The sequence below is a fragment of the Kandleria sp. genome (assembly GCF_017934775.1).
GTDB lineage: Bacteria > Bacillota_I > Bacilli_A > Erysipelotrichales > Coprobacillaceae > Kandleria > Kandleria vitulina.
This window is the reverse complement of the sequence record NZ_JAGBIX010000007.1, coordinates 1-11,740: the sequence shown is the minus strand read 5'-3', so window position 1 is coordinate 11,740 and position 11,740 is coordinate 1. Positions and strand designations below refer to the sequence as shown.

Annotated in this window: 11 protein-coding genes and 1 pseudogene; 11 read left to right on the top strand and 1 reads right to left on the bottom strand. The window is 34.5% G+C overall.

The genetic code is table 11. The annotated features are described in order from the left end of the window. Positions 1-334 precede the first annotated feature (334 nt). A complete protein-coding gene (locus J6L95_RS01610; RefSeq protein WP_287457894.1) occupies positions 335-748 on the bottom strand; it encodes a YjdF family protein in 414 nt (137 codons plus the stop codon). Between the two features lie 248 nt (positions 749-996). On the opposite strand from J6L95_RS01610, the gene J6L95_RS01605 reads away from it, so the two are divergent. From J6L95_RS01605 to J6L95_RS01560, 11 genes and pseudogenes are all read left to right on the top strand, one after another. Then, the gene (locus tag J6L95_RS01605; RefSeq protein WP_287457893.1) at positions 997-1,905 is read left to right on the top strand and encodes an AEC family transporter; all 909 of its coding nucleotides are present in this window, start codon (positions 997-999) and stop codon (positions 1,903-1,905) included. Between the two features lie 21 nt (positions 1,906-1,926). Then, positions 1,927-2,277 (top strand): annotated as a pseudogene (locus J6L95_RS10875) (PTS sugar transporter subunit IIA); the annotation flags it as partial. Positions 2,278-2,280: 3 nt separating this feature from the next. Further along, on the top strand, positions 2,281-3,744 hold the full coding sequence (locus J6L95_RS01600) for a glycoside hydrolase family 1 protein (RefSeq protein ID WP_287457897.1): 1,464 nt from the start codon (positions 2,281-2,283) through the stop codon (positions 3,742-3,744). Between the two features lie 77 nt (positions 3,745-3,821). Continuing rightward, positions 3,822-4,355, top strand: a complete 534-nt coding sequence (locus J6L95_RS01595; RefSeq protein WP_287457891.1) for a GNAT family N-acetyltransferase — start codon at positions 3,822-3,824, stop codon at positions 4,353-4,355. 301 nt (positions 4,356-4,656) lie between these two features. After that, positions 4,657-5,217 carry a DNA-3-methyladenine glycosylase I gene (locus J6L95_RS01590; RefSeq protein ID WP_287457889.1) on the top strand — a complete coding sequence of 187 codons (561 nt, stop codon included), beginning with the start codon at positions 4,657-4,659 and terminating at the stop codon, positions 5,215-5,217. A gap of 122 nt (positions 5,218-5,339) precedes the next feature. Next, positions 5,340-6,782: an amino acid adenylation domain-containing protein gene (locus J6L95_RS01585; RefSeq protein WP_029070383.1), complete on the top strand. Its 1,443-nt coding sequence runs from the start codon at positions 5,340-5,342 to the stop codon at positions 6,780-6,782. Between the two features lie 2 nt (positions 6,783-6,784). Continuing rightward, positions 6,785-7,240, top strand: coding sequence for a GNAT family N-acetyltransferase (locus J6L95_RS01580; protein WP_287457886.1), 456 nt, complete (start codon positions 6,785-6,787; stop codon positions 7,238-7,240). A gap of 2 nt (positions 7,241-7,242) precedes the next feature. Further along, positions 7,243-7,923 (top strand): alpha/beta hydrolase, encoded by a 681-nt coding sequence (locus tag J6L95_RS01575; protein WP_287457884.1) that lies wholly within the window; start codon positions 7,243-7,245, stop codon positions 7,921-7,923. 61 nt (positions 7,924-7,984) lie between these two features. Further along, positions 7,985-9,076: an Mbeg1-like protein gene (locus J6L95_RS01570; protein WP_287457882.1), complete on the top strand. Its 1,092-nt coding sequence runs from the start codon at positions 7,985-7,987 to the stop codon at positions 9,074-9,076. Between the two features lie 241 nt (positions 9,077-9,317). Next, the gene (gene mgtE, locus J6L95_RS01565; RefSeq protein ID WP_287457880.1) at positions 9,318-10,703 is read left to right on the top strand and encodes a magnesium transporter; all 1,386 of its coding nucleotides are present in this window, start codon (positions 9,318-9,320) and stop codon (positions 10,701-10,703) included. Positions 10,704-11,009: 306 nt separating this feature from the next. After that, on the top strand, positions 11,010-11,740 hold a 731-nt coding region (locus tag J6L95_RS01560; RefSeq protein ID WP_287457878.1), incomplete at its 3' end, for a hypothetical protein.

Genomic DNA, 11,740 nt, shown 5'->3' with positions numbered 1-11,740 from the left:
TTCCATTACTATGACCTCCTGTATGCTTTGTAGAAGTCATAGTATAAATGAAAAAAGATAACAAATCGAATGATCAGATCTGGCCAATATTGGCCAAATTCTAACCACCCGAATTGGTTATCTTTACATTACCATCATTACTTTGAGCACCAGAGTGATGAAGTTAAGAAGCTGGTGGGAGTCCTCTAGGGAGGATATCCCACCTTTTTGCCTGATATATGGTCAAATTGATGTAAACAAAACAAGATACAAAAAAGGCCGTCGACAAAATGTCCATTTTGTCAACAGCCTGTAAAAGCGATCATGTATAATCATGATCGCTTTTTGTGTAGAGTTAATGTCCCTTGTGTTTCTGTTTCTTTTTAAGTTTCTTCAATTCAAACTGATGTTGCTTCTTCATATGAGTTAACTTCTTTTTCTCTTGACGATGCTGAAGCTTATTTTCTTCAAACTGCTTCTTTAAAGCCATCTGAGATTTTGTTCCCACACCAGCATTTTTCATCTGTTTTTTTACAAGTCGTATTCTACGTTTAGGATTGATGACTTTCTTCTTCTCTTTGACATCAACAGGTGAACTAAATCGTAAAGTATGAAAACGATGAATAATAAAATCATAGATTTCATTATCTTTCGGTTCACTACCAAAGGTGATTTTAGAGACCGTCAATTGTTCATCTTCAATACGTTCAAAGATACCTACCCAAAAGGGAGATTCAAAAAACACTGTCAGTTTACATCTTGTCTGCACTTTGTATTCCTCCTTATTTAGAAAATACAAAGAATGGACAACCCAAGGAGGGAGGGTTACTTACCCCATTATAAAGATGGGACGGACGGGCTACCTACCGACTCTAGTACATGTACATTGCGTTTTTATCTTTGCATGCTCATTATATCAAATAGAACATAAATGACAAAATAATGACTTTTTATAACTGTCTTGTTTTTCTTAGAAGCAGTTATCATGTTTATTATAATAAAGGTGAGGTGAGGATCATGTTTGATGTTATTTTAACAGCATGTAGTTTTTTTGTATGTATCATATTAGGATATATGAGCAAGAAGATGAAACTCGTATCAGGTGATGGGAACTTCATTGGAAATATAGTCATGACATTTACACTGCCTTGTGCATTGATTGTTGGTTTCAATGGCGCTACATTTTCCTATTGGATGATTATCGCATTATTTATAGGATTAGTTACAAACATTATCGCCATGTTCTTTGGTAAATATATTACAGGGCATAAGCAAACACGCGAGGCACAGGCATCCTACATATTAAACTGTTCAGGCTTTTCTATTGGTAATCTTGCAATTCCTTTCTGTCTTACTTTTCTGCCATCCACTGCTATTGGTTATCTGGCTATGTTTGATATTGGAAATTCCATTATCTGCCTTGGTGGCAGTGCCGCTTATGCATCAAGTGTACTTGATGCTTCTAATAAGACAGATATAAAAGCAATCATTAAAAGATTATTAAGTGCCATACCAGTAGATACATATTTTGTATTGTTGCTTTTATCAATCTTTCATATCACATTACCTAAAATATTTATTACACTTATTTCTCCTGCAGCAAGTGCCAATATGTTCTTGATGATGTTCATGGTTGGACTTCAATTAGAGTTTGTTATTGATAAAGCATTTAGTAAAGGCATGTTCAAGATCTTTGTATCTCGTTTATTCTTATCTTTAGTATTTACTGGATTATTCATGATTCTTCCACTTGATCCATTACTAAAGAAAACATTGATCATTGCCATCTTTGCACCAATTGCAGGGGCTACTATTATTTTTGCGACAGAACTTAAAGCACAAGAAAAGCTTTGTGCCATGATGAGTTCTTTAACAATGATCTTCTCATTGTTTGTTTATGTTCTATTAATGATCATTCTTGTTTAAAATAGGCCTGCATTAGGTGAAGGTGTAGCCTTCCATTTAGAAAATGACTTTATAACATCACCAGCCAATGGAGTATTAAGTGTTCTATTTCCAACTGGACATGCCTTTGGCATTACTACAAATGATGGTACAGAACTGCTTGTACATATTGGAATTGATACAGTCAATCTAAAAGGAAAAGGGTTCAATGTCTTAGCTAAACAAGGAGATCACGTATTAGCTGGACAGCCAATTATAAAGGTTGATCGAGATTTAATTAAACAAGAAGGCTATGATTTAACAACGATGCTCGTTGTAACTAATAAAAAAGATATTGCTTTAAAATCATCAGGAAAAGTAAAACAAGGAGATAATATCAATAAGGAGGTATAAATGATGAATACATTTCCAAAAGGATTCTTATGGGGCGGTGCAAGTGCTGATTTCCAGGTAGAAGGAGGCTTCGATGAGGGCGGGAGGGGACTTCTCTCTCATGATTATGAAACAGATGGTTCACTTGAAGAACCAAGACACCATACAATGAAAATGCCAGATGGTACTTTAATTTATCCAAGAAGCTCATTCTTCTATGCAGATGAAGTACCACCAGAAGCTGAACCTGTCTTTCTTGAAGATGCCTATTATCCTAGTCATAAAGCTGTAGATTTTTATCATCATTATAAAGAAGATATTGCATTAATGGCAGGTATGGGATTTAATGTCTATCGTTTTTCAATCTGTTGGAGTAGAATCTATCCTAATGGAGAAGAAGAGCAGCCAAATAAAGAGGGGCTATCATTTTATAGAAATGTGATTAATGAGCTCAAGAAATATGGAATGGAACCTTTGATCACAATCTGTCATGATGAAATGCCCATGAACCTTGCTTTAAAATATGATGGATGGTCATCACGTTATCTCATTGATTGTTATCTTAAATACTGTAAAACTCTATTTGAACATTTTGGACAAGATTGCAAGTACTGGTTAACATTCAATGAAATCAATGCAGTTAAAGGCTTTGGTCCATGTGGTACAAGAAAAAGTGATGGTCATGTACGTTATCTAGCAGCACATCATATGTTTGTCGCAAGCGCTAAAGCGGTTATACTAGGTCATGAAATGATGCCCGATGCAAAGTTTGGAACAATGTATGCCATGAGTGAACTTTATCCAGCATCATGTAAAAGTGAAGATGTCTTCCATGCTTTATTAGAAAGAAGAGAGAACTGGTATTTCATTGATATTATGGCAAGGGGATATTATCCTTCTTATGCTAAACAGATTTGGAAGCATCACGGATTTGATCATCTTGAAATTAGCGATGAAGATAAAGACATATTAAAAAGAGGACAGCTGGATTTTGTATCTTTTTCTTACTATCGATCAAATATTACCCAGGCTGGTGATCCATGGTTTAATGTTGGGGGAAGCATAAATCCTTATCTAGAAACTACACCTTGGGGATGGCCAATTGATCCTTTAGGATTGCGTCATGTCATGAATACAATCTATGATCGTATTCAAAAGCCACTTTTCATCGTAGAAAATGGGTTAGGTGTTGTTGATCAGGCAGATGAAAATGGATATGTTGAAGATGATTATCGTATCGAATATCTAAAAGATCATTTTAAAGCTATGAGAGATGCCATCAATGAAGATGGTGTAGACTGTATCGGATATACGATGTGGGCACCGATTGATCTTGTTTCATTATCAACTGGAGAAATGAAAAAAAGATATGGTTTTATTTATGTAGACATGAACGATAAAGGTGAAGGATCGCTAAAAAGAACTCCTAAAAAATCATATTATTGGATGAAAGAAGTTATTTCTTCTAATGGTTCATCAATTGATTAGAAAAGACATCCTCGTGATGTCTTTTCTTTATTGATTCTTCTCTTCAAGATGATATGATGACAAAGAAGGAGATTATCATGTTAAAACTAGAAAGAAAGTCAAATAAAAAAGAAATAAAGACACTCTATAGAAATGCTTTTCCTAAAGAAGAACGCGTACCATTTTTATTTTTGAGATATAAAGAAAAAAGAGGGAAAGGACAATTTTACGGGGCGATAGATAATGATCAGTTCGTAGGACTTGTCTATACTGTCATTAAAGGAAAATATGTCTATATCTTCTACTTAGCAGTATCTTCAGAATATAGAGGATGCGGATATGGAAGTAAAATACTTGATGCTATTAAGGAGAAGTATCCTACAAGCATATTTGTCTTGCTTATTGAAGATACAGATCAAAAGGATGCCTTTAATTATAAAGAACGTATAAGACGATTATCATTCTATAATAAGAACGGCTTTAGACAGCAGCATTGTAAAGTAGAAGAACAAGGTGTCCTCTATGAAATACTATCTACATCATCAATGAGTAAAGAAGATTACTATTCCATAGTGAATCCGTTCTTTTCTCCACTTGTCTATAAATTAATGCATAAAGAAACATCTTGCTAGAAGATGTTTTATTGACAACAGATAAAAAATAACACTATTACTGTATACACGTGATTGTCTTAATAATCATATTCCATTGATTATATGAATAGGTAAGCATGTAGCATATATGAATTTTAATCTCGTGGTAGAATATCTTATAAGATCTTTGTTAATGATGAAGAGCTTCATCATTATCTTGAAAAAACAAAGAGAAAGTCTGTAAGCTTCAAAACCAGTTTTGATGTGGAACATCCTCATACTGAAAGGAAAGCTTACGAAAAAAAATAGAACGCTATATGAGCGAACATAAGGAGAACATATGAAACAATTGGATGTCTGTCAGTCATGGGCAATGGGAGATGTGTTATTGGAAGATTATCATGATCATGAATGGTGCAAGATCAATCATGATGATCAGTTTCAATTTGAAATGCTTTGTCTTGAAGGCGCAAGCGTAGGCTTATCATGGAGTATTATCCTTCATAAAAGAGAAGCCTATAAAAAAGCATTTCATGATTTCAATATCGAAAAGTGTGCCAAGATGAGCGATGAAGAACTAGAAGCATTATTAACAAATAAAGGTCTCATTCGTAATCGCAATAAGATCTTTGGCGTAAGAAAGAACGCATTAGCAGTGTTACGTATTCAAGAAGAATATGGAAGTTTTGATAAATACCTTTGGTCATTTATAGATGGTGAACAGATTGTAGGCCATTGGCATCATTTAGAAGAAGTACCGACTCAATCAGAAATTTCGCAGGCTCTTTCTAAAGATCTAAAGAAACGAGGAATTGTCTATGTGGGGCCTATTATCACTTACTCATTTATGCAATCAATTGGGATGGTCAATGATCATCTTGTAGACTGTCATTGTTTTTGATTTATTATTGTATCATTTTGAAAAAGAAGACAATCATGTTAAAATGCGCATATGCATAGTAACCTAGATTGTTTTTTTACTGAATCAAATCTCATGAAAAATGGTACAGATAGGAGATCAATATGCAGTCCATCATTGATTACATTGAATTAAATAGAAAACAATATCCTGATCATATTGCAATTAAGGATAAAAACAGAGAATTAACTTGGAATGAACTTGTCTTATTAGCTAACACTATTGCCTCAAGGCTACCTCATAGAGTAGATAGAGTAGGAATCATTATGAATCATTCTGTAGAAATGATTGCGTCAATATTAGCCGTACTAAAAAAAGGAGCAGGCTATGTTCCTGTAGAACCATTCTTTCCTAAAGAAAGAATCTACTACATGATGGAAGAATCACAAGCTGATGTTATTATTGCAAATAGTCAATATCAGAATTTAACTCATAAAGATACTGTTATTGTAGATGAAGGATTTATGATAGAAGATAAAGAAGTCATGAATGAATCTACTAGCCAAAGTGAAGCCTATGTTCTTTATACTTCAGGAACAACCGGAACACCAAAAGGAATATCCGTGGCTCATCATAATGTCATTCATTACAGTCAAGCTTTTGCTAATGAATTTAATCTTACTTTAGATGATGTCATGCTGCAGTATTCAGTTTGTTCCTTTGATATCTTTGTAGAAGAAGTTTTTGCCTCATTGATTAATGGTATAACTTTAGCCATTATTGATGAAGATCATAAAGATGTAGCACATACAATGAAGTTTGTAGAAAAACATCATATTACAATCATGAGCGGTTTCCCTTATCTTATTCAAGAAATCAATGAATTAGATGAGTTGCCATCAAGTTTAAGATTACTGATCAGTGGAGGAGACGTACTAAGAGGATCATATTGTGATCATCTTGTCGATAAAGTTACAGTCTATAATACCTATGGACCAACTGAAACAACAGTATGTGCCACTTATTATAACTGCTCTAAGGGTGAAGTTCTTGAAGATGGGACTTATCCCGTAGGAAAGCCTGTCTTAAATGTAGAAGTCTTTCTTTTAGATGATCTTCAACCAGTAAACAAAGGTGAAACAGGAGAAATCTGCATTGCAGGAAAAGGTGTATCCAATGGCTATATTGGAAATCGTAAAGAAGAAAATAAGGCTTTTATTAATTATAAAGGAAAAAGACTATATAGAAGTGGAGATTTAGGATATGAACTGCCATCTGGGGATATCGCTTTTCTTCATCGTAAAGATTCTCAGATTATGATTTATGGAAAACGAGTAGAGATTTCTGAAGTAGAAAATGTGATGGCCAATTCAGATGATATAAGACAAGTTTATGTTGATGCTAAAAAAGACAAGAACAATCTTTCCTATATGATTGCTTATATTGTCAAAGAAGAAGGAGCCACTCTAGATGGAATCAAAGATTATCTAAAAGACTATCTTACAGACTATATGATTCCAGAATATATTATTGAAATAGAAGATATGCCACTCACCCCAAATGGAAAAGTAGACACAGAAAGATTGCCTCATATTGAAAGGAGATAAAAATGGAACTTGTGATTAAAAAAATGAGCTTAGAAGATCTAGACATGCTTTTAGAATTAAGAATGGAAGTTCTTAAACATGTATTTCATCAAGAAGAAACAGAAGAGTTAAAAGATGCCAATAAAGAATACTATAAGACTCATTTAAAGGATGATACACATATTGCAGTCGTAGGATTTCTTGACGATAAAGCAGTATGTTGCGGGGGCGTCTGTTTCTATGAAGAAATGCCTTCACCAGATAATCCTTCAGGTAAATGTGCTTATCTGATGAATGTCTACTGTAAAAAAGAATACCGCCACCACGGATACGGCAGAGCAATCTGTCAATGGCTTATTACACAATCACAAGAAAGAGCAGATAAGATTTATTTAGAAAGTTCTAAAGCAGCCAAGAAAATGTATTACAATTTGTATTTTGAAGATATGCATGATTATCTTCAATTGAAGGAGAAATAAAAATGTATACGACTCATATTAAAGACAAACATATTACCCTTTATCCATCAAGTGAAAAGGATGCCCCATTAATCGTACTTCATGTCTTTGAAGAAAACGAACCAATCTATGAAGCTATAAAAGAAAAGACGTCACAGCCTTTCTCATTATTGGTTATCGCTCATCTCGATTGGGACGCAGACATGTCACCATGGATAGCACCACCGCTTTTTAAAGGAGATCATGGATGCAGCGGCAAGGCCGATCTATATCTTGAGACATTATTAAATGAGATTATGCCTTGGGCCTTGTCTCATCTTGAAAACAAACCAACATACAAGGCCCTTGCAGGATACTCATTGGCAGGACTCTTTTCAATCTACGCCTTATATCACACTGATATCTTCTCACGTATTGCGAGTGCATCGGGATCTTTCTGGTTCCCTAACTTTTTAGAATATGTCAAAGACCATGAACTTAAAGTAGAACCAGATTATATCTACTTCTCACTTGGAGACAAAGAAGCACGTACAAGACATGCTTTATTGAAAACAGTGGAAGAGCATACGGCATCTCTTGTTTCTTACTACAAAGAAAAAGGAATCAAGACAGACTTTGAAATGAATCCTGGAAATCATATTCAGGACGCCATGAACCGCATGGCGAAAGCCATTGCTTCACTGCTTGAAGAAACCCTGTCATAGGGTTTCTTTTTTCGTTTGTTTCATTTTATTTGTGATACTATATTTGTAAGGGAGTGATTTTATGAACATTCTAGATTATTTATCATGGCGTAATGATGTACCATTTACTATTTCAAAGTTCAATGAAGTGGATAGTCTGATTTTATCTGAACTAGCCTATATTGATTTTGAGAAGATCGTAGAATCATCATCAATTTCATTACAGGATGTTAATGACGAGTTCTTTCTTCATCATAATAGAGAAGAGATCGAAGAAGAAGCAACCTTTACCAAAAGAGCACCGCTTCTTTTTAAAGATATGTTGCTGGGGGGACGCTTTTCATCAATGAAATTGTCCCATTATATTAATGAGATAGAAGAAGAAACAAACAAGCAGTTTTCTGCCATCACTTTTCTTTTTGATCATTTCATCTTTATCGCATTTAGAGGAACAGATCAAAGTGTAGTAGGGTGGAAAGAAGATTTTCTTCTAAGTTCCATGTCCGATACAGAAAGCCAAAAGGCAGCTGTATCTTATATAAATAGAGTAGGTCATTATTATTCAGATAAGGATATCCTCGTAGGAGGACATTCTAAAGGCGGTCATCTTGCAGTATATGGTGCCACCTATTGTGATCAAGATATCAAGAAGAGAATCAAGAATGTCTATTCCCATGATGGACCTGGTTTTCGTCATGAAGTGCTTCAATCAAAAGAGTATGAAGAACTTAAGTCACGCATTATTCACATTGTGCCAGACATGGCAGCGGTAGGGCTGATGCTTTCTTATGAAAAGGAAGCCATTGTGATCAAGAGTGATGCCTTAGGTCTCTTTCAACATGATGCATTTACCTGGCAGACAGAAAGTCATCAATTTCAAAGAGCAAGCTTAAGCAAGTTAAGCACACTCTTTAGCATTGGGCTAGGAAGCTGGCTAGAAGATATTGATGATAATACAAGAAAAGAAGTAGTCAATACAACCTTCTCATTAATAGAAGCAACTGGTCATAAGACAATAGGGGATTTCAAGGAAAAGAAGCTCAAAAATCTATCCATGATTATAATGGAATCAAAGAAATTGCCTGCTTCAAAAAGAAAAGAACTACTTACATGTATGAGTGAACTCATTAAAAGTGAAAGTCAGGCATTTAAAGATGCAATGACTACAAGGTAGAGTCGTGACACAAAAAAAATACTATGTTATACTAACTACATATGAGAGAAAGAAGGTGGTTGCATGAGAAATAGTGATAATTATGATCCTGATGGTCGAGCGCAGAAGATATATCTACCAATGTATGCAAACGACATGATTAATGCAGCCACATCTATTTGCTTTTATTGATCTATTTGTTTGTTTTCATTGATAATGATATGCGATCTGCTCTTATAAAAGAAAATATAGGAGGAGACAAATGAATAGAGAAGAACTTATACAAGAAATAAAAGCTATTATTACAAGTAATAAGACACCTAAGATCATTAGGGAACAGCTAGAAGATTATCATGAAAACGATATTGCACAAGCCATGCAATATCTAGATGTAAAAGACAGAAAGAAACTCTATCGCATTGCAACAGTGACAATGCTGGCAGACTTCTTTGAATATCTAGATGAAGATGAAGCAGTAAGATATTTCAATGAAATGGATATACGTAAAGTCGCAGATGTCATTTCTGAATTAGAACCTGATACAGCTTCATTTATCTTAAAAGAATTAGACAAAGATAAAAAAGATTTCCTGATTGACTTCCTCAATCCAGAAATCAGAAAAGAAATCCAGATGGTCTCTGCCTTTGATGATGATGAAATTGGTAGTCGTATGACAACTAACTATATTGTGATCAGAGAAAACCTGACTGTACCACAGGCCATGAAAGAACTTGTGACACAGGCTGAAGAGAATGATAATATTTCTATTATTTTTGTAGTAGATGAAAACAATACATTCTATGGTGCCATTGATTTAAAGGATCTCATCATCGCAAGAAAGACAGATGATCTAGAAGATCTCATCATGACAGCATTCCCATATGTCTATGCAAGTGAATCCATTGATGAATGTATTGAAGAATTAAAAGACTACTCAGAAGATTCCATTCCAGTATTGGATAACTCTAATAAGCTATTAGGTGTTATCACATCTCAGGGATTAATCGAAGTAGTAGATGACGAAATGGGAGAAGACTACGCGAGATTCGCCGGTTTAACTGCCGAAGATGACTTAAAAGAACCATTGGCATTAAGTATCAGAAAACGTTTGCCTTGGCTTATGATCCTATTAGGATTAGGGATGATTGTATCAAGTGTCGTTGGCATCTTTGAAAAGATCATTGCCCAATTGACAATCATCATGGCCTTCCAGTCACTGATTCTAGACATGGCCGGAAACGTCGGTACACAATCTCTTGCGGTAACAATCAGAGTACTTGTCAATGAGAAGCTTACTGCCGGTGATAAAGTAAAGCTTGTCTTAAAAGAAATGAAAGTCGGATTATGTAATGGTGCCATGCTTGGCTCATTATCATTTATCTTCATTGGACTTTACATTCATTTCTTTAAAGCAAGAGCATGGCTCTTCGCTTTCTCAGTATCAGGATGCATCGGTATTTCATTATTTGCAGCTATGTTAATATCAAGTGCCGTTGGTACACTTATTCCAATGTTCTTCAAGAAGATCAACATCGACCCAGCTGTTGCCTCTGGTCCATTGATCACAACCATCAATGACCTTGTTGCAGTGGTGACATACTATGGAATGAGCTGGATCTTACTTATTAATATTTTGCAATTATCATAGAGACAGGAGTAATCCTGTCTTTTTTATTTATCAAAATAATCCCATTTTTTACAAAAAGTCACACTGATGTAAAAATGATTCTCTTTTCTTAAAATCGTTAGTCAAATAAAAGTCACTCTATTTACAATTATTTTTTCTTAAATAAAATAAAAGTGAAAATTAAAACAAAAGCGTTTCATCCATCAAAATAATGTTGATAAATACACACTTAATTAAATTTCAAAGATGCCATTTATTATTGTTCATATAATCTGTCTGTGGCATCTTCTGTCACGAATAATTGAAAAGAAGTATGGGGGTAACAATATGAATAAGAAAAGGGCGACGATAGTACTCGTGGTTTTATTAGCCATGCTCTTTAGCAGCATGTTAACTATGAAGAATCAGACAGTTGTCAGTGCAGAGGAAGTGACTACTGAAGAATCACAAGATAAGAAGTCAGAAGAAACAAGTGAAAACAAGACTGAAGAAAAGAAAAAAGAATCTGCTCCACTTGAAGCATCAACTGATGATGTCAAAGTGACTGTTACCTTCAATGATGACGCCAACATTCCTGAAGGTACCAAAGTAACAATTAAGAAGTATTCGGATAAACAAAATAATTATGAAAAGAAGATTTCTCAAGTAGAAGATTGGCTTGATAAGAAGAAGACAAGTACAAAGAAATATGAAATAGAAACCTTTGATTTATTTGATATTTCTCTTATCAATGATAATAAAGAGATTGAACCTGATAATAATGTATCAGTAACACTTTCTTATACTAATAAAGATATAGAAAGTAAAAAGAAATTGAAGATGATTCATTTTGTTAATGACAAGATTGAAGAAGTAGAAATAAAAAAATCGACATTGGAAGATGGGGAAGTCACTCTTCAATTTGATACAGATAGCTTTTCTGATTATGCATTAAGCAGTGTTCAAGAAAATAATGTAAAAGCTGGTCCAGCCCGAAGAGCTCCACCAAATGGACAGATTACGACTGCGGATAGTAGAGCTGATGGGATTACTATTAACTTGTTTGATTATTATGGGGA

What these genes read in the sequence shown, in the direction of transcription:
- J6L95_RS01590 (WP_287457889.1), top strand. Translation starts at nt 4,657, where the DNA reads ATGAAACAATTGGATGTCTGTCAGTCATGGGCAATGGGAGATGTGTTA.
- mgtE (WP_287457880.1), top strand. Translation starts at nt 9,318, where the DNA reads ATGAATAGAGAAGAACTTATACAAGAAATAAAAGCTATTATTACAAGT.
- J6L95_RS01600 (WP_287457897.1), top strand. Translation starts at nt 2,281, where the DNA reads ATGAATACATTTCCAAAAGGATTCTTATGGGGCGGTGCAAGTGCTGAT.
- J6L95_RS01575 (WP_287457884.1), top strand. Translation starts at nt 7,243, where the DNA reads ATGTATACGACTCATATTAAAGACAAACATATTACCCTTTATCCATCA.
- J6L95_RS01605 (WP_287457893.1), top strand. Translation starts at nt 997, where the DNA reads ATGTTTGATGTTATTTTAACAGCATGTAGTTTTTTTGTATGTATCATA.
- J6L95_RS01570 (WP_287457882.1), top strand. Translation starts at nt 7,985, where the DNA reads ATGAACATTCTAGATTATTTATCATGGCGTAATGATGTACCATTTACT.
- J6L95_RS01580 (WP_287457886.1), top strand. Translation starts at nt 6,785, where the DNA reads ATGGAACTTGTGATTAAAAAAATGAGCTTAGAAGATCTAGACATGCTT.
- J6L95_RS01595 (WP_287457891.1), top strand. Translation starts at nt 3,822, where the DNA reads ATGTTAAAACTAGAAAGAAAGTCAAATAAAAAAGAAATAAAGACACTC.
- J6L95_RS01585 (WP_029070383.1), top strand. Translation starts at nt 5,340, where the DNA reads ATGCAGTCCATCATTGATTACATTGAATTAAATAGAAAACAATATCCT.